The 24,943-nt window shown below is 59.1% G+C and carries 14 protein-coding genes; 6 read left to right on the forward strand and 8 right to left on the reverse strand.

All coding sequences use genetic code 11. The annotated features are described in order from the left end of the window. Positions 1–882: TIGR02594 family protein (locus tag JJ869_RS11610; RefSeq protein WP_292267346.1), on the forward strand; the 882-nt coding region annotated here is incomplete at its 5' end. Continuing rightward, positions 879–1,139 carry a hypothetical protein gene (locus JJ869_RS11615; RefSeq protein WP_292267347.1) on the forward strand — a complete coding sequence of 87 codons (261 nt, stop codon included), beginning with the start codon at positions 879–881 and terminating at the stop codon, positions 1,137–1,139. The genes JJ869_RS11610 and JJ869_RS11615, both read left to right, overlap by 4 nt. 228 nt (positions 1,140–1,367) lie before the next feature. Here the strand turns inward: JJ869_RS11615 and JJ869_RS11620 are convergent, their stop codons facing one another. Next, positions 1,368–1,925 carry a YSC84-related protein gene (locus JJ869_RS11620; RefSeq protein ID WP_292267349.1) on the reverse strand — a complete coding sequence of 186 codons (558 nt, stop codon included), beginning with the start codon at positions 1,923–1,925 and terminating at the stop codon, positions 1,368–1,370. 416 nt (positions 1,926–2,341) lie between these two features. On the opposite strand from JJ869_RS11620, the gene JJ869_RS11625 reads away from it, so the two are divergent. Next, positions 2,342–2,578 carry a hypothetical protein gene (locus JJ869_RS11625; RefSeq protein WP_292267350.1) on the forward strand — a complete coding sequence of 79 codons (237 nt, stop codon included), beginning with the start codon at positions 2,342–2,344 and terminating at the stop codon, positions 2,576–2,578. A 57-nt stretch (positions 2,579–2,635) separates the two neighbouring features. On the opposite strand, the gene JJ869_RS11630 is transcribed toward JJ869_RS11625, so the two are convergent. The 6 genes from JJ869_RS11630 to JJ869_RS11655 form a co-directional block, all read right to left on the reverse strand. Next, positions 2,636–7,309 carry a DUF3320 domain-containing protein gene (locus JJ869_RS11630; RefSeq protein ID WP_292267352.1) on the reverse strand — a complete coding sequence of 1,558 codons (4,674 nt, stop codon included), beginning with the start codon at positions 7,307–7,309 and terminating at the stop codon, positions 2,636–2,638. Then, entirely contained in the window at positions 7,306–8,079 is a 774-nt protein-coding gene (locus JJ869_RS11635; RefSeq protein WP_292267354.1) for an HNH endonuclease, read from the reverse strand. The genes JJ869_RS11630 and JJ869_RS11635 overlap by 4 nt, the downstream gene beginning before the upstream one ends. Before the next feature lie 110 nt (positions 8,080–8,189). Beyond that, positions 8,190–12,029, reverse strand: coding sequence for an N-6 DNA methylase (locus tag JJ869_RS11640; RefSeq protein WP_292267356.1), 3,840 nt, complete (start codon positions 12,027–12,029; stop codon positions 8,190–8,192). 77 nt (positions 12,030–12,106) lie between these two features. Further along, positions 12,107–14,878, reverse strand: coding sequence for a DEAD/DEAH box helicase (locus tag JJ869_RS11645; RefSeq protein ID WP_366510449.1), 2,772 nt, complete (start codon positions 14,876–14,878; stop codon positions 12,107–12,109). A 1-nt stretch (position 14,879) separates the two neighbouring features. After that, the gene (locus JJ869_RS11650; RefSeq protein WP_292267358.1) at positions 14,880–20,057 is read right to left on the reverse strand and encodes a DEAD/DEAH box helicase; all 5,178 of its coding nucleotides are present in this window, start codon (positions 20,055–20,057) and stop codon (positions 14,880–14,882) included. A gap of 165 nt (positions 20,058–20,222) precedes the next feature. After that, the gene (locus JJ869_RS11655) at positions 20,223–21,077 is read right to left on the reverse strand and encodes a WYL domain-containing protein (RefSeq protein WP_292267360.1); all 855 of its coding nucleotides are present in this window, start codon (positions 21,075–21,077) and stop codon (positions 20,223–20,225) included. Between the two features lie 201 nt (positions 21,078–21,278). Here JJ869_RS11655 and JJ869_RS11660 point away from each other — a divergent pair, with 201 nt between their 5' ends. After that, positions 21,279–21,722 carry a glycine zipper family protein gene (locus JJ869_RS11660; RefSeq protein ID WP_292267361.1) on the forward strand — a complete coding sequence of 148 codons (444 nt, stop codon included), beginning with the start codon at positions 21,279–21,281 and terminating at the stop codon, positions 21,720–21,722. A gap of 172 nt (positions 21,723–21,894) precedes the next feature. On the opposite strand, the gene JJ869_RS11665 is transcribed toward JJ869_RS11660, so the two are convergent. After that, positions 21,895–22,359: a hypothetical protein gene (locus JJ869_RS11665; protein ID WP_292267363.1), complete on the reverse strand. Its 465-nt coding sequence runs from the start codon at positions 22,357–22,359 to the stop codon at positions 21,895–21,897. A gap of 170 nt (positions 22,360–22,529) precedes the next feature. Between JJ869_RS11665 and JJ869_RS11670 the strand changes: the two genes are divergently transcribed. Continuing rightward, complete coding sequence (locus tag JJ869_RS11670) at positions 22,530–23,213, forward strand: UPF0149 family protein (RefSeq protein ID WP_292267365.1); 684 nt, start codon at positions 22,530–22,532, stop codon at positions 23,211–23,213. Between the two features lie 811 nt (positions 23,214–24,024). Beyond that, a complete protein-coding gene (locus JJ869_RS11675) occupies positions 24,025–24,936 on the forward strand; it encodes an HNH endonuclease (RefSeq protein ID WP_292267368.1) in 912 nt (303 codons plus the stop codon). Positions 24,937–24,943: the final 7 nt, after the last annotated feature.

Below are 24,943 nucleotides of genomic sequence, written 5' to 3' on the forward strand. Positions count from 1 at the left end.
CCGCAGAACAATCCGGTGATCGTGCAGATGTACGCCACCGTGGGCCAGGATTGGGTCGAGCATGACAGCGTGGCCTGGTGCGCCGCCTTTGTCGGTCATTGCGTCGAACGCGCCGGCCTGCGCTCCACCCGCAAGCTCAACGCCCGATCTTATCTGAATTGGGGCGTGCCGGTCGATCTGGCCGACGCGCAGGAAGGCGACATCGCGATCTTTACCCGTGGCGACCCGAGTGGCTGGCAGGGCCATGTCGGCTTCTTCGTGCGCAAGACCGCCGCCTCGATCGAGGTGCTCGGCGGCAATCAGGCCGATGCGGTCAACATCAAGCGCTATTCAAAGACCCGGCTTCTCGGCATCCGCCGGTCAGGCAGCGTCGCACCCGCTGTGACCCTCTCGGTGCGCGACGTTCAGCAGCGGTTGCGCGCCCTTGGCTATCATGAGGTCGGGACCGTCGATGGCATCATGGGGCCGCGCACAAGAGGTGCAATTCTGGCCTTCCGGCAGGACAACGCGCTCACACTGGCCCCGATCATCGACACCGCTCTGATCGACGCTCTCGAAACTGCCTCGCCGCGCGAAATTGCGGCTGAGCGGGCCTCCGGCATGCCGCGCAACAGCCGGATTGTCACCGCCGCCAATACCCAGATCGGATTGGGCACTCTCGGCGCGCTCGGAACGCTGAGCAGTCAGATCGGGCCTGCCTTGGCGCAAGCTGAAGGCGCGCAAGGGCTGGCGCATCGCCTGATCGCCCTTCTGGGTCTGGACGGATGGCTCCCAGCACTTCTGCCCTGGATCGGTGCCGCTGTCTTTCTTGCGGTGGTCTACGCCGCCTGGCGCGCCAGAGCCGAGCGTATCGAAGACCACCGGTCGGGGAAAACGCCATGATCGGCGCGGTCCTCACCGCAGCGATGGGGAGGGTCGGTCGCACTCTGGCGCGCGCGGCCACCCTCGCCGCCGGGGTCGCGGGTCTCGTCTGGCTGGCCTTCCGCCGCGGTCGGCGCGACGCTCAGGCCGAAGAGACCCTCCGCCGCGCCAACGCCCGCATCACCGCCCTGAAAACCGCACGGGATATCCATCATGACCTGCAAGACGCGGATCGCAATGATCTTCATCGCCGCGCTGACCGCTGGATGCGCGACTGAGCCAACCAGCCAGGCCGACGCCTGTGACTGGGCGCAGCCCATTCGGCCATCGCGGGCGGATGTGTTGACCGAGGGCACGCTCGTGCAGATCGTTGTGCATAATGAAACCGGGGAAGTGCTGTGTGGGTGGCGGCCGTGAAATCACCAGGGCCCCAATTTGCAGAGGCACAGGCAGGATAAAAATCGCGAGTCCAGCAAATTCACCAAGCTGTGTGCTCGTCAGAGTTTTTAGGGAATAATCCGCGTGTACTTCACGCCTTCAAGTGACGCGCCGAGCCGTAAACCCGCATGACCAAAAACCATGGCTATGACTGGCGCGAGAGAAGTTGTTGTTTCAGCGGCAATGGTCCTGCCACCAGATGGCAACGCGTACTCGATATCCGCGCCAGCAGCCCAGCCCGACGAATGTCGAAAATCCATGAGTGCATCTTCGGTCATGAAAAACAGAACATGGGCATATTGCTGGGCTCCGAGCTGCAAGCCAGCACTCGCCTTAGCAGCAGAATAATAATCCACCGAAAAGCCATTGATACGGAGTGCGCCGCGTCCGTAAGCACCTCCAATACCCAGCCCAGCCTCTGTCATTAAAGGCATGACCAGAACCCCTCGTGCTTTTTGCCCAAGCTGGTTTGTCCCTGGGAATTGGCTATACAACTGTGTCAAGGTCGCGTCCACGCGAGCGTCGATTTTCGCAGCGCCATTTCTGCCTGCGCTGTCAGTGCAGGCAGCAGCAAACGTGGTTCCGGCAAGGCCAAGCAACAGCTCACGTCTTTTGATGGAAATCATTCTCGTATTCTCTTTATATCAGGTTCATATCGGACCTTGCGGTTTTCCACTTGCTTGAAGCCACACAAGTACCCCACTGGGGATTAGTGACCATTCAACAAACTCGAGACATACGGCCGTGCGCTATTTGCCCCTCAGGTTGAACAAACAAAAAGCGTCTCTCGCTGTGCCAAATGAAACGATAGCCCTCGCATGATTGGCTTGAAGCCCAGTGGATTCGTCTCCCATCTGTGCATCAAGCCGGTGAACGGTCAACTCAGAGACACGATTTTGAGTCGATAGAAAAAAATGTTTATCGCAAATGCGTATAGGGGTGCGCGATACGCACCAATGCGGATGGAGATAAGCGCGACACCGCAATCCAGTTTCAAAGCCCTCCCGTGCTGCTATAACTACACAATGCAAGGAGAAATCTCGTGAACATTTTGGAAATCAGGAAAGCAGTCCGGGCGAATCTGCGCCTCAAACAGACGGACTTGGCACCGGGGAGCGATGAGGAAATACAGCTTGTGAACCGTATAGCGAGAAAAGCTGATGAGGCTATGAAAGCAGCACAACGCGACCAGCCAAAACTGACGCGCGCCGAAGCCTGGGACAGCGTGAAGCAGATGTTCTTGACAGCGCCCGACGCCCCCTTGCCAGATACGGAGTGATGACAAACAGAACGATCTTAGCCGTCGACTTAACCCGAAGCCTGACGTTGTCGACTGTCACAAAAACTCCCGAGGCAGCGACTGATCAATTTTTTCTTTGAGGTCTTTACCCGTTTTAACAAACCCCAAGATCCGCGCGATAGCGACGATAAGGTCTTCTCTCGGCATCTCCCCGCTTTCTGCAATCACGAGACTTGCGGCAGCTCGAATTTCAAGCGGTGGGATTTGATCAGCCTTAGTCGGCGCACTTTCGCCTGAACGGTCTCGTACCGGGCATTTATCGAGCTGATCGGCAGTCATGATAAAATCGCCATCAATCAAAATACTACCAGATTTGGCAGCACGATCGACAGCCTGATCGGAAGCGATTTGAATGCGTCCCCCGGTCCTCGCCTTCCCGAAAGCTGTTGAGACTCGACGAGCAATGAGATCGCGATGAATTGGCCCTTCCACTGTTACTATTTTGGTCACCAGATCGACGAGCACATTTATGGGTGCCTCGTGGAGCTCGACGCTCGTGCTCGCCGTGAAATTCGATGTCACATAGGCTGGCGCACTGAGTCGGGGCGGTGGCGGCAAGACTGACTCTGCCAATGCCTCCGGCACCGGTTCCGCACCAGTTGCGCGCCGCCCACCCGTATTTGCACCCGAAAACGTTGGCCCCTCCGCAAGAGCGGCAGCCTCAAGAGCCACCCTAAGACGATCGATTTCGGCAGCACGGCGATGGAACCAATCGGTGCTCCAGATCCGGTGGAAACGCCAGCCAAGCCCTTCCAAGACATCCTGGCGAAGGCGATCCCGTTCGCGCGCCCAGAGTGCAGAGTGATAGGTTGCGCCATCACATTCAACGGCGAGGATATAACGCCCCGGTTGCTCAGGATGCCGCACGCCCAGATCGATCCGGAAGCCAGCGGCCCCAACCTGGTGATCACAAGGATGGCCAAGACGCTTGATCACGTCAGCCACATCGGACTCGAGCGGGCTGTCAGGCAGTTCGCCTGTAGCCTGCGGCTGGGCCATCTGCCCGCTGCGCGCAAACTCGAGGAACCGCTTGAGAACCCGCGGACCATCACGACTGGTTCGACTGGTGTCGATGTCATTGGGGTCAAACGAGCAAAAGACGAGGCAACGGGTCCTGGCGCGCGAGAAGAGAACGTTCAGGCGCCGTTCACCGCCCTCGCCGTTCACAGGACCGAACGACATGGACGTCAGTCGCCCATTTGGTTCTGCCGGCCCATACCCGACCGAAATCAGGATCACATCGCGTTCGTCGCCCTGCACGTTTTCGATGTTCTTGACGAAGACATCCTCCGACCGCCCCTCGCGCAAGAAGTCATTGAGGATTTCGTCTTGGCGCCGCGCGACTTCGAGCACCTCGGTCAGCATATCGGATTGCGCCTTCGAGAAGGCGACCACCCCGAGGGAAAGGTCGGGACGGGTGCGCGCATGCTCGGCAACCGCCTTGGCAATGGCCTCGGCCTCTATCCGGTTGGTGCCAGGCCTCCCAGTTCCTCGAGACCGGCTCGTGTACACACCCGGCACGCGCTGAAATGCGAGCCCGTACTCAGGATCGTTTTGCACTGGCGACGGCGGAAGGATTAAACGGTGATCATAGAATTCGGCGTTGTTGACCATGATGAGCGAAGGATCGCGCGACCGATAATGCCATTCGAGCATGGCCGGGTTCAGGCCGCGGGCTTCGCAGAGCGTCAAGACGCTCTCCATCTCCGTCGCAGTCGCTGTGCGGACTTCCTCCTCGGCTTCCTCGCCCAACTCCACATCATCAGACCCGGCGATCCGATCAAAAAAGCTGGTGGGCGGAAGCTGCTTCTGATCGCCGACCACAACGATCTGGCGGCAACGCGCAATAGCGCCCAGCGCTTCTTCAGGTCTGACTTGGCTGGCCTCATCGATCACCAGCAAGTCGAATTCTGCCGCCCCTGGCGGCAGATACTGCGCGATGGAGATGGGGCTCATGAGCAGGACCGGCTTGATCCTCTGCACCATCTGCCCGGCAGCTTTCATCATTTGGCGGATCGGCCGGTGCCGCCGTTGCTTGGCCATCTCGCCGCGCAAGAAGCCCATCTGCCCGGCAGCACCTGTCGGCAGCTGCGCCAGATGTTTCGCGCGAACAAGTCGCCTGGTCTCAGAAAGACGGGCTGTCTCGAGCTCGCGAAAGGCCTCAACGAGCGCGTGCCGATCAAGATAAGCCAGCTCGTTCAGTCCAGGGAGGGCGCTGCGGGCTGCTTCCCAGCGCGCCTCCGCGGTCGCATAGAGAAATTCATCCACGGCCATGCTGGGTGAAAGCTCACCCGCGTCCAACATCGTGATCAGAGACCCGAGGCCGTTATCTTGCAGTTCGGCGGCAAGATACGTGAGGCGCGCCCACTCGCCGAAACGATCAAGAGCGGCCCGCATGGCCTCTATGCGCTTGGCCAGTCTGTCGAGGGTGATACCGTCAGCTTCAGGCCAAGTGATCGCAAGCCGTGCCGCCAGCGGATCCAAAACGGCTGCTAGGCCATCCAAGGCGGCCGTCAGTTCGGCCTCACCTGCCGACGCCGCACTGATCTGATTGACACTCTCAGGGTCAGCGGACGGTACGATCGCTGTGATCCGTCCGAGCCATTCAGCCTGGGCAAGAAGTGCAGCAAAAGGCGTACGTTCGCCGCGCCACGCAGACCCCAGGACCTCCTTGAGCCAGCCTTCCTCATCCGCAAGCTCTTTCCGTCGACGCTGAACACCGACCAGTTCATCGACAAGCTTAAGGCGATCCGCAGGCGCGCTGGGCAAAGGGCCGCTCAAAACAGTCGCAAGTTCCTTGCTGGCCCCACGATAGGGACCGAAGAGCCGCGCCCAGAACGAACCAACGCCCGGTGCCAATCGGGATCGCAGCGCGTCGGCAGATATCTCAAAAGCCGCCTCGGCGAAACGCGAGCCAGCCGCCCCTCGTGCCTCTGCCCACGCGCGCCCTGCCCCAAGGGCTTCCTGAAGGCGGGGGTCGCTCGCTCGCGACAATAGAACGGCTGTCGCCTCCCGGGCTTCCACCGGCCTACCCGCCGCTGCACGCAGAAGGTCACGCAACCGAAAGCTGTCCGGCAGCGACGAGGGCTCGGCTCTTTGCGCCAATGCGGCCAGCTGCGAGGCAGTCGTTTGCAGCCGCTTGATGGCTTCCGAGACTTGGCGCAGTTCGGGTTCAAGCCGCTGCAGATCGGTTGGCTGCAAGCTCGTTGAGCCAACACCCGCGAATGGATGGCTTGGCCGGGGGCCGGAGGTTTCGAGCAGATCGGCAAAAGCCTTCACTCGATCCGCCAAGCTCCTGCGGGTCGCTTCGTCAAGGACAGCCAACCCGTCACGCGCCAGCCTTGGGGGCGGCAGTTCCTTGCCGACGAAACGGGCAATTTCTGCCATCGCCCTATACGGCGTGAAAGCATACCCGGGAACGGTTTCATGCAACAGGGCGCTTACGCTGTTCAGTCTGTCTCGTGCCTCGCGCAGCGCATCGAGCGGTTCGGGCATCTCTGGCGCCGCCCGACCAGCATTCAAGGTGCGTGCGAGTTCCCCGAGAAAAGCCTTCTTGTTGGCAGCGCGCGAATGGATTTCTAGGCAAAGGTCACCCAGTCCCACTTTCTGCAGTCGATCATGCACGACCGAGAGCGCGGCCATTTTCTCAGCCACAAATAGCACGGTCTTTCCGTCATGCGCGGCACCCGCGATGATGTTGGCGATCGTCTGAGACTTGCCTGTTCCTGGCGGTCCCTGAACGACGAGATTGCGACCCGCCCGCACCTCCTCGATGACGCGGGTTTGAGACGCGTCCGCTGGGACCACGTGCAACAGATCAGAAGGGGCAAGCCGAGGATCGAGCGGTTCCTGCGGACCGAAAAGCGGCTCTGATCGTTCGAACCCGCCCCCAAGCAGTCCACCAAGAACCGGGTGATCCTCGAACGCGCCCTCTGGCCATTGCACTGGCTCCAGGTCTCGCATCATCAAGAGCTTCGAGAACGAAAAGAAGCCAAGCTGCATGCCATCGCGATCGATCGACCAGCGGGTACGGTTTTCGATACGCTCGGCCAACTCATCGAAATACGCTTCCGGCGAGAATGTGTCGTCCTCGGCAATCTCTGGCAGCTCGAACCCGAAATCCGCCCGCAGCCGTTCCTGAAGCGGCAGGTTGGTCACGATTTCAGTATCCCGCGCGCGCAGATCAAACGTCGCTCGCCGGTCATCTCTGACAAGCTCGACGGGCAGCAGGATAAGCGGGGACTCGCGGAGGGTCTGCGAGCTCTCGCTTTCGTACCAGCGCAGAAAACCCATCGCGAGGTACAGGATGTTGAAACCCTGCTCTTCCTCGGACGTGCGGGCGTCCGTGAACAAGCGCAGCAGGCGACGCTGCAGTGCTTCCTGACCGAGCCGCGTTTCAAGGAATTGATCCTGATATCGCGCGGTACGATCGACGTCGTCCAAGTCCCCAACGGATAAAAGTAGGCCTTCGCTGTCACCCTCATCGTCGGCTTCTTTTTCATCTCGCGCCAGGAAACGCATCCGCTTTCCCTGAACCCGAAGAAGATCGAAGATATCAGCCGTGCGCTCGCCATCAATGTCCAGCGCATTGGAGCGCTTGGATGAACGGTTCACGTGGATAAGTCGGTTCCGCGTCCCCGTTTCCACCAGGCGACGGCGCGCATCCTCCAACAAGGCAGCCAATTTACCTGAGCGTGGCGCGCTATTCATACTTTGATCTCTCTAAATACGTCTCGTTTGAACACCTTTTCGCGATGCCACTCGAGCTTCGTTCGATGCTCATCTGTCAAACGCATGGGTGCCTGGTTGCGCAATTCATTTATCGCAAGACGACTTAGCAGGTCTGAAAAGATTGGCCTTCCGTCATCGTCAAAGGTCACAAGCCCCTTGTCAAAAGCCGCATCCCAGAGTGCGGACAAAAGTAAACCGTTATGCACATCCAACCGTTCGGCATCATCGTCGCAACTCTTCCAGGGCTTGATATGTGAGGCTCGCAGAAGCGCCGGATCACTGATGCCGGTCAGAGGGCACTTTCCCTGCCAATACGTCATTAGCCGATCTCGGAATATGTCCTGTCCAACACGTTGGATGACTAGGCGCTCTGCCTCGGTTGAGGATGGCAGGCCCTTGGTCTTGTGGCGGAACTCGTGCAGCGGCGCGTCGGGCAAGGTGCGCGCAAGCTCGTATATACGCGGCATGACCGCATAAAGGTCACCCAAGCCTACGAACTGGTATCGGCTGATGCCGGGGCCGTCATGATCGGTCGCTGGGATATCAAGCTCAGCAATGACCCCAGCGTGATCGAGTGCCAATAGCCACGTCCCTCCTGCCCCCTGCGCCAACCAGATAGCCCCCTGCGCGGTGGTTGATGAAAATCGCGCCCAGCCGCCCTCTTCGGGATGCGCGCGGCGGTAGCCGTTTTGAAAGGCCACCTTCTCGCATTCCTGACGCGTGACAAAGGATTGCGGCGTTTCGATCATCACATCCCCATCGCCGCAACATCCGCCCCGGGTTCGGTGCGGGTCTTCAATGCGTCAAGGAAGATCGGCCTGAACTTGGCATATGTCTCGGGATCGATGACAGCCATCACTCACATCCCCATCGCCGTGAATTCGCCGTTGGTTTCCATCCGGTCCCAGGCGGCGAGGACGAGGCGGCGGGTGCGGTATTCGCCGTGTTGGCGGATTTCCTTTTCCTTGAGGACGCGGAAGGTTTCCGAGGGGTAGTCGGGGCCTTTCACGTCGGCGGGGTCGAGGATGTAGCGCAGTTCGTCGCGGGTCAGGCCGTAGGCGCGGGCATAGAAGGCGTCGAGATCGGCACGCAGGTGGGCGCGGCGGTCCTCGTCCCAGGCGAAGGGCGGGCCGTCATGGCCCAGATCGCGGGCGAAGGGCGCGAGGCTGTGCGAGGTGTAGGTGAGTTCCAGTACCTTCGGGGTGATGAAGGTGAGGCGGGGTTCGGTGTAGAAGTCGGGGTGCAGGACAGGAAACTGCTTTACATAGTGGAAAGCCAAGTCCGTGCCGCCGAGTTTCAATCGAGCAACATAGTCGATTACGAGCGAATTGAGCGAACCGAGAAGCGCTGCATCTTTCACTGGGGGCTGATCCGTCAGCAATGCTGGGAGCTTGCCGCTCAAGCCAATTTGAGGCAGAGCACAAGAAATGATGGTTCTTTCATCACCGGTTCGAGCAATGCTCCTGAAAGCAATCCAGTAGGCTTTGCCTTCTGCCTTAGAGCGCTTCTCTGCGACTGCTGATTCTGGAACCCAATACCAAGGAAGTATTTCAGAGCTATCGCAGTTGCTTCCAACTTTTTCAAAGCGAGGCCATGGCGAGTTCGAGGGGCGCTCTTCAAGCGTCCTGGCATCACCAAAACGATGGTCAAACTGATGAACCATTTTTGCCTCGTATAGAGGCACAAAAAATTCATCTCTCCTGATCCAATTCACCCCTGTCAGAGAAAACCCTTCATCTTCTAACTGTGATTTGGTGCGAAACAGTTCTGAATCGTTTGACATATGGAACATCGCAATAAACGACGCACCCCAAGGGTTTCCGTCCTTTCCCATGCTTTCTTCAATTAGGACTGCAGCGTTGGAATAAATCTTCGCGGTCATCTCAGCGTCAGCCCGAGACCGAAACACAGGTGCAGTTCTGGTATTGGGATTGATTGAGGCTATCTCATTTTGGGACAAAGAGAAATTGCGCCTGGCGTCAGATATTTCCGCTGTCGCATCCAACGAGAAAGAGAACCTTGGCTTCGCGTAGCTTTCACCCATTGTTAGCAAGCAGAATGACTTTCGATCATCTGTAGCAAGGAAATGGGCTCGAACCTCTTTGAAGCTGAACAAGGAAACAAGACGCTCATTCTCGATCAGGTCCTGAAAGAAGACTTTGGTAGTGTCGTCAGTTGCAATTCCGGTGGGAACGATAACGCCCGCACGACGGCCCGCCAATTTTAGGAAAAGTTCAGCGAAGAGCGCGTATGTGTTCACATCCCCCCGCCCAGTCAGAGCAAAGCGGCCGCCATCAACGCTTGGCACGCGGACGAATTCACTTGAAGCTTCAGCCTCGCGTTTGGCGTTTGAAAAGGCGACGAAAAGATCAGCTTCTTGGCTCCCGGGCGGGGCACTACCCAGAGCTTTGATCAACTTGTCTCGTGCAGACTTGTTTGATGCCTTTGCGATCTCGGGCGAGCGGGACGCAAAGAACTCCTGCTCCTGCAGCTTGATCCGCTCCCAAGGCGGGTTGCCGAGCACCACATCGAACCCGCCGCGCTGCATCACATCGGGGAACTCCAGCGGCCAATGCAGGGCGCGGGCGTTGCGGGCGGCCTTAGGGGCTTCGACCATCGCCTGACGCATTTTGCCCTGATTGAGGGCCATCCACAGCTCCTCGGTCGTCGGCACGGTTCGGGCCGATGCCCCCGCCGGTGCGCCGCCGACCTTGGGCAGCAGGAAGGCCGCGACATAGAGGTCCGCCGCCGCCTTGGCGCGGACAAAGGTCTGGCCCTTGCGCAGTTCCTTGAACCGCTTGGCCTTGGCGCCGATCTGCTCGACCGTATCCTCGGGCAGGTCGCGGAAGCCCGAGAAATCCAGCGCCAGCGGCTTCATCGCGGGCATCGACGCCTGTCCGGTGCCGAAGTCGAACCCGCCTTGCCCCGCCGTCGCATCACGATTGGCCTTGAGGTAGTATTTCGCGGTTTCCTTGTCGTCGCCGGTCAGCGGCTTGTAGGCGGCGTCGGGGATGCCGTCCTGCAGCACCTTTAGGTCAAACACCCCCAGCAGCGCATCGCCGCAGCGGATCTGCGCGTCGAAGAAGCCGAGGGGAAGACCGAGGTCTACCGTCTCGATCCACAGCGCGACCTTGGTCAACTCCACCGCCATCGGGTTGCGGTCCACCCCGTGGATACAGCAGCGCGCGACATCGCGTAGGGCATGGCGGAAGTCAGCGAGCGAGGGCGTGCCCTCGGCCCGGATGCGCGCAAGCCGCGTGGCAATGCGGCGGGCGGCGGCCAGCAGGAAGTGGCCCGAGCCGCAGGCAGGGTCGATCACCGACAGTTTCAGCAGCGCCTTGGCGGGATCGTCCGCCTCGGCCTCGGTCTTGTCGAGCACGGGGTCGAGCGCGGTATCGAGCAACGCCTGAACGAGGCTGTCGGGCGTGTAGTAGGAGCCGGTGGTCTTGCGCTGGTTGCCCTTCTGCTCGGCCGCCTCGGAGGCGAAGATCAGCGTCTTGCCGTCATCGCCCAGCTGCGGCTGGAGTTCGAGGAGGGATTCGTAGACAGAGCCCAGTTCCTCGGTCTCCATCGCGCGCCAGTTGACGGGGACCATGCCGGATTTGTCGGCGAGCCAGGACAGCCGATAGAGCGCCTCCATGAAGGCGCGGTTGCGCAGGCGGGCGGTCTCGAGGTGGGGCAGTCTGTCCTCGGCGAAGAGGCCACCGAGGGCGGGCAGCGCAAGGGCGGGTTGGCCATGCGTGAGGGCGCGGAAGACGATCTTCACCCCCTCGTAGCGGTCATGGTGCTTGTCCCAAGTGGCCGCGCGGTAGCATTGCTTGCGCAGCGACTGGAGCGAATAGCCCTGGGCGTAGAGGGCGCGGGCCTCTGGTTTGGCCTTTTCCGGGTGAAGGAGGTTCCGGTCCTCGGCCACCATGAGGAAGATCAGGCGGTAGACGAGGCGCAGGAGTTCGTTGAACCATTCGGTCAGGTTCACTTCGCCGGAGTGCAGTTTCGCGGCGAGGTCAGGGTTGGCTTCGAGGAAACCCGAGCCAAGGAGCTTCAGGGCCAGCTGGACCTGACCTGCTAGGCGATCACGCGCGGCTTCGCCCTCCTTGGAGCCGGCATCGCGCCAGCGTTCGAGGGGGCAATCGGTGGCGGGGGTGTCTGCCGCGCCGAAGCGGGTGCGGTGGATCAGGAGCCAGAGCACCGCAAACGACGCGATGTCCTCGTTGGTGAACATCTGCGCCAGATCGGCTTCGATATATGCTGGACGGGTCAGCGAGGCATTGTCGCGCATGAGGCGCAACTGCATCCCGTTGGTCACGATGCCCCAAAGGGCCTCGTCACGATCATTCAAGTGGTCCTGAAGAGCAAAGGCCGGAGAGCGCGACCTGTCCGTCGAAAGCGTCGGGCTGCGCCGATCAAGCAGCTCGGACGGAGGGACGACGACAACGGGCACACGGTCTGACGCGATCAGTGCGATCGGTGCCGCCGCTACCGCGAGGTCGGTGTACCCGAAGGTTTCCTTGAAGAAGTCGGCGATGAAACGCGCGGTCGCGGCGGCCGAGGGGTGCTCGATCTTCGCAAAGGCATCGAAATGCGATTGGCCCACGCGGAAGGCGGTGGCGATTTCCTCGCGGATCTGCAGACCTTTGCGAACCCCGTATTCCTCGGGGGATTGCTCAGGTGCCTGGCGCTGATCGATCTTTGCGATCATTGCAGGCGCGATCAGGTTGCCTTCGAGGCTCAGCGACGGCCACGCAGACATATCGGTGATTGATTTGCGAGCCATGATTACACCACCCCTGGAACAAGAACGAAGAGGCCGATGACGTCTGGGGGAATGATCGGCTCCACACTGACACGCGACGCAGAACCGGCGGCAGCACGAAGACGGGCGTGGTCTTCAACCAGCTCCGCAGCACGCTTTTGCACGAAATCGGCAATCGGGCCGCCCAGCAGGTCAGGAAGTGCTGCCTTCGCCGAATTGATCATCCGATTGCGGGCGACAGGCGCGAGATCAGCAGTCGCGGGAGAAGCAAGCAGAGCGCGGGCCTCGCTGCCAGAGGCGATCACCATGTTGCTGTCGAGGGCAACGAGGGCGGCTTCTTCTGCCAGCAGAAGGCGCTCGCGCCGTGCATGAACCGTGAGCTTGTAGCGGATACGCAAGAGAGCGACACACGTCATCTGAGTGACGGCGGCACTCGGCCAGGCCCCGACACGACCGATGCCCAAATCCGGCAAAGCTTCGGTGTCGAGAGAGGCTTCAAGCAAGCTTTCCGCCAGGGACGAGGTCAGCGGATGGGTTCTGGTCAGAAGCGAAGCCCCTGAGGGCACCGGTTCCTGCGTGGCCAGTTTCAGAGAGCCGTTCAGCCCACGCTGCTCCAGCTTTTCCTTGAGGCTATCTTGCAGGGCATGTACGTGGGCGAACTGCAGCGATTTCTTCTTCTCGAGGGGCACCCCGAACCGAGACATCGCGCGCTCGAGAAATTCGAGCGTTTCTGCTGGCGATCCCAGCAGGGACTTAACCTTGTCCCATTCAGGAGCGACTTCACTCGGCTTCATGGCGTTTTGTGCGAACCGGGCGCGTGACCGCTTTTCGTTCTCGCTTGCGTCGCGCCAGCGGGTCTCCATCACCTGGATCCCGTCGCCGAGTTGCAGATCCAGCGTGAGCTGCTTGTGGCTGCCACCGCCACGGCGGAGCATCATTGCAGCCATGAGCGCATCGGTGACCGGTCCCCGCTCGTCGGGCAGAGGCACAGTCACGCCCGTAGCATCGTGGATTTCCTTGGCCTTGCGAAGAATGACGTCCAAGACAGCACCGTCGATGGCGCTGTCGGGCGAAAACATCATGATCGAGCGCACGAGTTCGGCGGGCTGTCCAAAGCGATTGACGCGACCCTCGCGTTGTTGATGACGCGTGGGGTTCCAGGACAAATCGTAGTGGATCACGGTGTCGAACAGCTGTTGAAGGTTGATCCCCTCGGACAGGCAGTCTGTGGCTACAAGGATGCGCTGATCTGTGGCGGCACTTTCTTCCGCCGCCATGTCCGCGACGCGATCGCGACGTTCGTCCGGCGTCAATTCACCCGTCACGGCCTGCACATGCAGTTTGGGGAAGGCCTTACGAAGCCCTTGCTTCACATGTTCGGCCGTGGCGAGGTAGCGGCAGAAGACGACGGGGTTGGCGCCATCCTTGATCAAGGGTTTAAGAGCCTTGATGAGGGCGTTCAGTTTGGGATCTTCGGCCGCCAGAAGATCACTGGCCTTGTCGAGTAGTCCTTGGAGAGCGGGATCGTTTGAGAAGACGGTGTTTGGCTCAATGTCCACGGCGTCTTCGTCATCGCCATCTTCGTCGTAAATCTGCGGCTCGAGGCGGTCGTCTTCATTGGAAGCCCGGTTTCGCAACGCGCTCATTGCGGCTGCGGGTGACGATCCGACACAGCGCATCAGCGCAAGAGTGCCCCAGAAGGCTAAGCGGCGATCCTTTTTTGCGTCTCCAGCCCGGGACACGACTGAGAAGCAGTAATCAAGTACCTCCTCTTGGAAGGCCCGATGCTCGTCGTTAAGACGATACGAGTATTCTGTCGTTTCGTGTTTGGGGAACGATCGGTTCTCATCCCAGTCGCCCTCGACCAGGTCGACGCGCCGCCGCTGAACAAAGTGCCTGACAAGGCGCTCGCGGTATTTTTGGTTGTCGAAGTTGACGGCCCCGAATTCCGCGTCGATCAGCGATAGAAGCCGAGCGAACGCATCTTCGTCTCCAGAGTGCGGCGTAGCTGTCAGCAGGATCAACCGACGCTCGGGATCGCGTGCAAGGCCTTGGAGCAGGTCGAAACGCTGCTGCTTTCCCTTGTGCGTCCCGACGCAGGCGTGTGCTTCGTCCACGATAACGAAATCCGGGCAGGCCCTCGCGAAGCCATCCCGGCGTTTCTCGGCCTTGATGTAGTCGAGGCTGACCACCGTGAAGGGATAGGCATCGAAAAGGGTTTGCGCCAATGGGAGATTGCGCTCAAGACGTGCCGCCGTACCGGAGGTGACGGCAACGGCATCAATCCCAAAGCGATCCTTCAATTCGATGATCCACTGGTCCACGAGGTGCGGCGGGCAAAGAACCGAAAACGCATCGACCTCTCCGCGATCCATCAGTTCGCGCAGGATCAGACCCGCTTCGATGGTCTTGCCGATGCCGACGTCGTCAGCAATCAAAATCCGCGGGACCTGAAGCCTAAGGGCCATGAGAAGCGGGACCAGTTGGTACGTCCGAGGCTCAAAAGCAAGCTGTGCGGCGGATCGGAACGGGCCTGCCCCCCGGCGGAGGGTCAGGCGCAACGCGTCGGCAAGAAGGGCCGCCTTGGACTGCACTGTCGTGCGCGCATCGTCAGGCAGGTCGAAGCGAGCGGCTTCGACCGGCGTAAGCTCGAGATCCGGAGCAAGAACCACGATGTCGTTTTCATTGCCCGAGAGAGGACGTAGGGCGAGCAGGCCCTCACCGGGTGTCGGCAAGGCAACCCATTCACGGCCGCGCGCTCTGACGAGATCTCCAGGAGTAAAATTCACAGTCATATCAACCTTCGAAATTCTTCATGAAGCCATCCGGCAGTCCCTCCGACAGAGCCGAAGGCAATCCAAAAACGACCCAGCCCTTGTTCATCGCGTCTGCCTCAGCTTCTGCAGTCAGGTTAGCGGTCGTCGCGGCAACCGCGAATGCGCGCCAAACGAACTCGAATTCGCGTCCCCCAAAGCTCGCGGGCATCGTATCAATTTGGGGAACGCCTGCGGCGCTGAATGCCTCAATCCATGGTGATGCCACCGTTCCAGCGGTCGGCTTCGCAGCAAGGGAAACCACGCCGCGTGCAAGATCGATCAGGAATTGCGCAACTTCCGAGCTCGAGCGGTCGATCAGCTCATGATCCGGTTGGTTGAAGTAGGACAGGAGGCAACGATAGCAGCCGCGAACACAGCTTCCGTCGCTCTTCTCCTGCAACAGCTCCGCATCGCCCGCAGCAATCGCAGCATCTATATTCTCGAAGTGCATCAGGCTCAGAGCTGTCTTTGCCACCTCGTTTATTGCTTTTCCGTCATCGATCAGGCGCGTGAGCACGCCGGCGCCGCCTTCCGTTGCCTCATAGGCCAGGATGGCACGTCGGTTGTCTCGTGCAGGCAGCGGTTCACTGAGGATTTCGCCTTCCTCCAACTGGAAGACCACTTCGATTCCACGAAGCAGCGCGTGCTGCACCGTCGTGATAGTCTCGGGCGCGTACTGCTCCGGTTTTTCGAAGCGGAATAGCAGGGCATTCTTTCTGTCGCGGACGATAGGGACAATCCGCACCGGCTTGACCACGTCGGGTGGGACATCCGTGTCGCTGTCTTCGTCGTCCGACTTCGCCCAGTAACCGGACCTTGGATCGATATTGAAGCCGAACACAGTCTGGTCCTTGCGGCGCTTCAAGCCCTTGTTCAGTCGGCTGATTTCAGCGCTATTGGCGTATTGAAGTGCCAATAGCGAGGTTTCTCCACAGACAAATTTGGCGTTGGTGACTTGGACCTGCCCATCCTTTTTCGGCCAGGAAAATACGGTCTGGATGTCGAAGCCCTGTCGAACTCGCTCTTCATCATTCGCCGTGATGCGTTCAGTCGGGGCGGCCTCGACGTTGTCGATGCGCAGGGTCTTCTTGATCGGGACCTCCCCCGCCATGTGGTTGTTGCAACCATGGCAACGTTCGACCTCGCCTTCATGCGACGCGCCGCAGTTGGAACAAATGTAGATGTCTTTGGTTGCCAGTTCCGATCCGTCACCCTGACGCGCCTCGGGAGGCAGTTTGGCCTTCATGACCCGGTAGGCGCGACCTTCATGATAGATCAGGCTACGCGGACCAAACTCAGAAATGGCTAGGAAGCGGGCTCTGGAAAGGAATGATCCTGTTTTTCCTTCTCCCGGGACAAACGCGTAGAGTGGAAGGCGCGGGAAGTTGTACCCAGGCAAGAATCCCTCCGTGGCCAGATACCGATACGAATAGAAATCAGAGCCATTCGAGGCTTTGCCTTGTTCGAGGATGGCGATCTGATCTTGGGCCTGCATTTGCGCGGCCTTGATCTTGCGCCGGTCGGCTCCCGAGAGGCCTGTAATCTCTGAACGCTTGTTGGCCTCGGCCAACTGCGTCCTGGCAGAGCTGTAAAGCTCTCGCCAACGGTCGAAGGCGCGGTCAAACTCTTTTGGGGCATTCATGGCCGTGTGGAGGACGAACTCGTCTGGATCGTCCATCCAGATCGGGACTTGTCCTTCGTCTGACGCCAGAATTTGCTTCAAGACACGCGCCATCGGTCCCCGAGCCTGTGAAACCAGTGCCGGCTTCGAGATGACCGCCACGACGTTTTCTTTCAGCGGGAATTTATCCCCGTGAAGGTCCAAAATCTCTGGGATGTCGGGAGAAAGCGCCAGTTTCGCTTCCGCAAGCCACACTGCGTGCAGGTGGGATCGGACCAGCTCTTCATTCGTGATGTCGAGCGCCGGCGGCCGCACAACGCCGGCCACCATATCGTTGCGCCGTTCAAAGAAATATTGGTCATGCGGAGACCCCGAGGCGCAGTAGGTCACGACAACCGCGGCCTGACCCGAGCGACCGGCACGGCCAGCGCGCTGCGCGTAATTCGCCGGCGTAGGAGGTACGTTGCGCAGGTAGACGGCGTTCAAGGCGGAAATATCAACGCCGAGTTCCATGGTCGGAGAGCAGAACAGCGCGGGCAGGAACCGATCTGACTCGCCAGTCGCCCGAATTTCCGTTCGGTATTCCGAGGTGGCGAGGTGCTCCATGTCATCCTGTTCGAACCGGAACCGCCACTCGCGCCATTCACGTTGTTTCTGGGAAACCTGTGCCGTGTGCTCGCGTCCCTCCAGACCCCAGTAGGAACTACGCCCGTCGCCAAGGTCACTGGCAATCGCGGTGTAAAGGTCGTGGAAATACCGGTTGCCGCGGTGGGTTTCATCATCGAGGGCCGGTCCGGGAACAAGCCGAACCGCAGATGGAGACAGGCGCCAGCCTGTCACATCGCTATCGAGTTCGACAGGAACCAGCAGCCCTTCGTCGCTCAGGAAGGCAAGCATCCCCTCCATGAACTCGTAGTATTCATCCTTGTTCAATTTTGTGCCAAGAACGGACTTTCGGTTTACGAGCCGTGCGATCCGCGAATTGGGACCTGCCCGAAGAAGCGTTTGTTCTTCACGCAGCGTGACGACGTTCTTGCTGCCCGCGCGCAGGACAAGTGAGGACCGCGCTCGCGGATTTTCCTTTTGGTCAATTGCCCAAGGTGCCTGAAGCAGCATTCGGGATTTCTGAGCCACGCCATCGAGGACAGTCAGATCCAAGGCTTCAGTCTGAACAGCCAGGCCCTCAAGCATCGCGGACAAAATTGCCTTGAGAATTGCCTGTCGCTGTTCGAGGCTGAGGTCTCCCAGCGCTGGATGGATGGCCACAAAGCGCTCGCGATCTTCAGCGAATTCCTCAACGCCGAGGAAATTCACGTCGATCAGGTTCAGGACAGCCAAGCTGGGGTTGGTGAAGCGCCAACCGCGACGCAGGTCCGTCCAAACGCGATGGGCGAGAACCTTTGCGAGCGACCGCTGGGCATCTTCACGAATGATGGCGCCAGCATTCGAATCCAGCAGCCAATGCTGGCGCGCCTCTTTGTTGGCGGCAGTAAAGCCGAGCGCCTTCACCACCTGCAGGCCGAACTCGTCTTCTGCGAGCCCATCTGAGCCAGCAGCAATGACCGCGCGAAGGATGGCTCCGCGCAACAGGCTTACGAACAGGAAGTCATTGAAATGGCCAGACTGCAGGGCTGCATCCTGACGGTTATCCGTAAACCCCAGAAGCTTCCGTTTCGTCTCGGGTACGCCGCTGCCGGGTTTGTTCATCCACTCTAGGGCGCTGGCTACGAGCAAGGTTGTTGCCGAGCTCCGCCCTTCGCCGGAGAGCCCCGCCAACTTGCTGCGTTCGCGCATCCCCTGCGTTGGTTCGTCGTGACAGCACAGGCAGAACGCGAACTTACCCGGGATGAACCAGAAATCGTTTCCGCCCGCTCCGTGGCGACCATCAGCACCCACGACGTAGGATACCGGCATACGCTTTTTGCGATACCCTCTCAGCCGTTCGATGCCGTTCTTGTCTTCTCGCCAACTTTCGGGGTAACCTTCAAGCTCGCCTGTGAACTGAAAGTCTGGATCGTCGGGCGTCACCGGACAGAGATACCCTGCGACCTCGTCCTCCTCAGTGTCGAGCGGTGTGTCGTCGATGCTTCGGGGCAAAAAGCGCAAACTGCCATCATCGTCGACCTTGGTCACGACATGGTATTCTTGGCCACAGTTACGGCAGAACCGCGTGGGGTAGAGGCGGTTGCCAGGGGCTTCAGGATCCTCGAGCTGCCCTTCAAGAAGGATCCGACGCGGCCTGGCTGTAAGCGTTGTAAAGACTTCACCGGCACCGGAGATGAACCGGTGGAGTTTGAAGGCCAGAAAGGCTCCGTCCTTCGTGCCGCCGCGCTCATGCTCCGGCAGACTTACCCGGGTCAGGAATCTTTCGAGATAGTCTCGGCAGGTTTCGGCATCGACCGCACTGACCAGAGAGAGCTTTTCGACAGCCTCTTCGAAAGGGATCGGCTTCTTCCTGCGAAGCTCAAGCCCATCGTCCAATCCGAGTTCGAGTTCGGCCCACACCGATAGCGGATGGCGCTTCAGGATTTCGTCATCGAGTGCGTCCGGCAAAGGCTGCGTCAGGGCCGTCTTCAAAGCGCCAAGGACGTGCTCGGTCTTCAGGGTGTCATCGGTCGCGCGCTGCAATGACTCGTCGATGACCGCGTCCGGGCCAATGTCGGTGCCAAATAGACGCGAAGCTACCTTTGCGACAGCGAGTGCCCGGCTCTCGTCCGATCCCTCGGAGGCCATCGTTGCCGAGGTCCCGATGCAGATTGGCTCCTTGTCAGGCGAGCACCTGTCCCGCAGGCGTCGAACGAGGACCGCGACATCGGCACCTTGGCGCCCGCGATAGGTATGGAGTTCGTCGAGAATGATGAACTCGAGACCGGACGCGTTCGAGACGACTTCCGAGTCCAGGTCGTCCTGACGCGTCAGAAGCAATTCTGCCATCATGTAGTTCGTGAGGAGAATGTCGGGCGGATTGGCAGCGATGCGCTCCCGCTCTTCACGGCTTTCCTGGCCGGTGTAACGTTTGACCACTGGCTTGAGCGCATCGGGCAAACCGGAACCGGCGATGAATTTGTCGATCTCCTTCATCTGGCTGTTTGCCAGTGCATTCATGGGGTAAACGATGATTGCCGACGTGCGACGCGGCTTTCCTGCGCGTCGAGCGCGAATGATCGCGTCGACAACCGGCACGAAGAAACACAGGGATTTCCCCGAACCCGTGCCGGTAGTGACGACATAACTCTTACCTTGCTTCGCCTTCGCAATGGCCTCGGCTTGATGTTTGTGAAAGCGAAGCGGTGTGGCGCCAAACCGGAAAACCTTGCCCGTGCCGTCGTCGAGATCACCCGTGGCGACGAGTTCATCGGCCGTCGGCCCCGCCATGAAGCGTGGGTTCAAAGACAAGAGGGCATCCGGCCAGAATTTTCCAGCGTCGTACTGGGAATCGATCTCAGATCTCAGGTCGGGTGCCCGAATTGCGCTGAATGAACGCGAAAAGTGCTCGTAAGCACGGATCAGTTGATGATCGAACTCAAAGGCTTTCATTCAGGCGGTCTCCTCGTCCCGCACGTCCCGCACGTCCCGCTCTCGCTCCTGCAACGCGATCTCGGCCGCACCAAGCACCATCTCGCGCCACTCGGTATGGCGGTGAGGTAAAAGACACCTTGTAGGGCTGCTTCGCTCCAGCCTCTGCTCTCCGTGCCGCCATGGTCATCCAATGACCTCGTCACGGTTGAGAAGAACGATCTGTTGGTCCTGCGGCCTACGCGCTGCCGGATTGGTATCCAATCCGAGCCGCTTCAGCGCATAAAAAAGCAGCGCACGACGTACAGCGATCTGAGCACGACCCTCTTCCATGCCGTAATCCATTTCGATGGCACGGCGCTGATTGTCTGAGAGGTCCGGGTGTGGGCCAATCTCGAGGACGACCTCGGTGTGCCAAGCATCATCTGAGCTTGGCTCTGCCGTGACAGGTCCCTGCCCGCCAACCTCGACAATCCGCGACAGCAGAAAATCTTTGAAGAGCTGGTCGTTCTGGCAGAACGCACGGGCATGCCAACGGAAGCCGTCAAAGGCGAGGGCGTGCGGCTCGATCCAGCGCGCGCTGGGCTCAGGTCTGGACATGGACTGGTAAGTCACCTGAAGCGCGGCAGGCTCGCGGATCGCTGCCAGTACGTCACGCAGGGTTTCCGGTGCGACCCCGCGTGCGGGCGCAGGCGTGGCCCCAAAGCTGGGGAAGAAGCTGATCCAGCTCTGCTCCGCGCTGACGAGCGCCTGATCCACAGCGCGCAGCTGGGCGAAGTATTCTTCGGCGTCAGGCTTCAAATACTTCGGCTTGAAGAGCTTGCCGCGCAAGTAGGTTCTCAGGCTCTTGTCATAGACCAGATTGCGTTTCGCCTGCTCGATGTAGGCGTTCAGGTCCAGCGATGCCTGCTGTGTCGAAACCCCAAACGCGTCCATCAAGTCCCCTCGGTTGATCCGACCCTGCCAGAAGAGACGGAACTCGATGAACTCGTATCGCCGCTCGACACCCCAGTTCAGCTGCTTGCCCTTCTTGCCAGTCACTCTCGTCCCTTACCTATATGTCGCATGCATACATGCGTCTAGTTTTTTGATTGACTCACTAAGCGGACCTACGGACCTTGGACGTGCCTGAAAGCCGATTCGTGACAAGCCCGACACGTTCTTAGACGTATCACAAACCTGGGGGCCCACTTCAGCATAACCCTCCCGATCTGCTATCGGGAAGGGAAAAGGAGCTTCTGCATGAAAACGTCCTCGACGCCACGTGCCTTTGGCATGATCGCCATCTTGGCCATCGCCGGCTGCGCTGAACTTGAACCGCTCACTGAATACCGCCCCGTGGTCGATCCGGAGCGCACGAACATGCCGCGCTTCGAGCGTGATCTTGAAGCATGCCGGGCGATCGCGGTTCAGGTCGAGGCAGATTACCGGCAGCGGCAACAGGAACAGATGGGCGCCAACATCATGGCCGGTCTGCTCGTTGGTGCAATCACCGGTGCTGTGGTTGGAAGCGGGAGCAGCTACCAGGGAGAAGTGGCTGCTTATGGTGCGGCCAGCGGCATGGCCGCGGGTGCATCGGCCACGGACTACACCCATGACCTGGTGACATTCGGTCCACGCCGGATCGTTGATCGCTGCATGGCCGAGCGTGGGCACCCGATCCTTAACGATGCCGGACGAGGCTGATCTCACCAAGAAGGCCGATCCTTGCTTTGCAAGCAGCTGGCAATCGGTACGGATCCCCCAGACCAGAATATGATGAAAAACCCCAGGAGGTGCTGTGGTAGTCTTTTTTCCTCCCCGCTGCTCGGATTGTGGTGCCCTCCCGGGCAAGGAGCATTTGTCGTGGTGCCCAGACTCAGGTGAAGGCATCTTGCATGAGTGGCCATTTCCACTTGAGCCTGAACAGCCTCAGGCGGCTGTCGATGATGTTGCGAAGCATGGTGTGCCCACAATAACCATAGATCGCGAAACGCTCGACCTTGAAGCTCTGCGCCCATTCTTTACGAAGGAAGCTCTGCGTGATGCGGTCCGGGGGCATTTGGCAGAGTTCGGCTATAGTCAGGCGATTTCCGGTGTGGTGTATGGAAAGCCCGGAAAGCAGGACTGACCGCCGTCGCATCGGATTATCACACCGAAGCACCGTCCATGCGGGGGCACGGGTCTGCTGACGGCCTGTGTCCTGCCATGGCAGCCAAAGAGCGCCAAGTGTGCTTGGTGGCAAAATCTCCGCGTATTCGGTTGTCAACGAAATTTGGCGGTAGCGGCTTGCCATCAAGCGGTCTTGGCAACTCATGTCGAGCTGCTCCAACCTGATCGACATCGGTGTCACCCGCGGGAAGAAGTTTGTCGTCTTGGTTAGGGTAAAAGAAAGCTGTGGCGATCGCGGTGAGGAACGCTTCGAGCCGGCAGCGCCCCAGCGACGAGCGCCATCCAAAGCTTCACCCAGATGCGAAATTTGAGTATCAGGGTGACACATAGAAGGGGCAGATCATGACCAAGGAAGAAAAGCGGCTGGATCGCCTCGACGAACTCTTGCACGCACTGCCTCTTGAAAACATGCCCATGACCCTCAGCGAACTCGATGGGTTTTTGACTGGTGTGCTTTCGTGCCCCGAAATGACCCCACCGTCAGAATGGTTGCCGCAGGTCTGGAGCGAAACGGGCGATGCAGAGTTCGTTGATCAGCGCACGGCGGAGAAAACCATTGGCGCGGTCATGGAGCATTATAATTCGGTCGCCACAACCATCACCAAATCGCTCTGGATCGAGCCGATTTATGAAATCGATCCGAACAGCGACGAGACCTTGTGGGAGTCGTGGGTGGCAGGATTTACCCGTGCCTTGATGCTTCGACCTGACGCTTGGGAGGACCTCATGGATCAGGCTGACAAGGAGACGCAGTCTAGCCTGACCTTTCTGATGGCGCTGCAAGACATCAACGTCGGTACGAGCACGTTCCCCGATGAAGTGATTGATCAGATCGATAAGGAAGCGCCGGACCTGATCCCGAACTGTGTCGCAACGATCCTGCACCAATCGCGCCCGGAGCTGGCTGGAGCGGTTCCCGCTAATCTTCCCGGTATGCCTCACAAGGCAGCCCCGAGGCCCGGGCGGAACGATCCATGCTCTTGTGGATCAGGGCGGAAGTACAAGTTGTGCTGTGGCCGGAATTGAAAAAATAATGAATTCCGGTCGCCGTGTCTCTGCTCCATGCGCGGTTTTCGGGGCTTTAACCCGCACGCCGTAGGGGGACTCGTGATTTGTTGACGTGGCGTTGACGTAAACTGCAAAATAGCGTGGGGTATAAATTTACCATCACGCAAGCGTTTGAATTGTTTGTGGATTTTGGTTGCGGGGGTAGGATTTGAACCTACGACCTTCAGGTTATGAGTCGTGACCCTTTGATTTTGATTTATTTTTTTAAAACAAGCACTTAGACGATAAGCCTTTGTTTTCATTCACTCTACTCACCGACTTCCAACGACATTGGCTGCGTTGAGGCGGCGTGAGATGTAGGCAAAAAGACGTTGAGTGGTTGACGTGGTGTTGACGTAAACCAGCGCGATTATAAACGCAAGATCGGCCTCTGACGGCACCCTGAACCGGCATTTTGATCGCGAACCGGCCCGTTTTCATCAAATTTGAAAACGAAGCGCAGAGCGTCATGTGACGGGCCACAATGCGGGGAAGCGCATCCGAATTCCATAGCGCGCATGGGCCTAATAAGGCGTCTGTAGCGCCCCGGCTGGCCCAACAACCCACTTTCCGGAATTCATTCCGCGCTTATGAGTTCCGGGCTCTTACTGAATTCCGGCGGCACTGACTTGAGCACAGGGCCCAGCTGCTATAGTAAACTTAGCCGGACAGCATCGTGAACGGCCCATTGCGAACTTTGACCAAAACGTCACACGCTGCGCGGCAGCTTTTTTAGAGCGGACCTTCCTGTTCAGAAGTTTGCCGGTTGGCAGGTGCATGATTAAACGCCATGCTCACCAGCATGGCGTTTGGGATTTTCATCCACCGTACTGATTCAATCTATGACGACGTCCCGTCGGAACGATATCAATTTCCGAAGCAATACCTTACGCGTGCGCAGCAATGTGAAGGTGACTGGATTATTTACCTTGAACCCAGCAAGGTCAAACACACCAAAGGCTACTTCGCGGTAGCGAAAGTACAAACGATAGTTCCAGATCCCCGAAACGCCGACATGTACTTGGCCATCATTGAGCCCGGAACGTACCTCGATTTCGGTGATCCGGTACCATTTCGTCATGCTGACGATGTTGTCGAGCAGGGCCTTTTGAATGACGATGGGAAAATCTCTGGCCGTGCTCAGGCTGCTGTGCGGCCACTGTCTCCGGAGGATTTCGCCCGGATTGTTGAACTTGGCCTTGGACAAGATGACAATTTTCTACCTCGGGTTGATCGAAGCGTGCCAGTCGGTGCTTTTCAAGACGCGTATACACCATTTCAACACTTGTCAGCTCGCGAAAGGGTCAATCAGTTGACCAACCGCGCCGTCCGTGACCGGAACTTCCGAAAGAATGTACTCCGCGCCTACGGTGAACGCTGCGCGATAACAGGGCTACGCCTGATTAACGGTGGCGGACGTGCCGAGGCAGAGGCTGCACACATCAGACCAGTGGAGCATGACGGTCCGGATATCGTGAGCAACGGACTCGCGCTATCCGGAACTGCGCATTGGATGTTTGACCGAGGTTTGGTGGGGCTGTCCAACGATCTGGACATACTTGTTTCCCGGCAGAGCAATGATATTGATGCTATTAAAGGCATCATCAACGCTTCAGGCAAGCTCTTGACTCCAGAACGTCCAGCCAACCGGCCGCGGCCTGAGTTTTTAACTTGGCACAGAGAAAATTGCTTCAAGCACTAGCGGCCCA

This window comes from Marivita sp. (assembly GCF_017643905.1).
Lineage (GTDB): Bacteria > Pseudomonadota > Alphaproteobacteria > Rhodobacterales > Rhodobacteraceae > Marivita.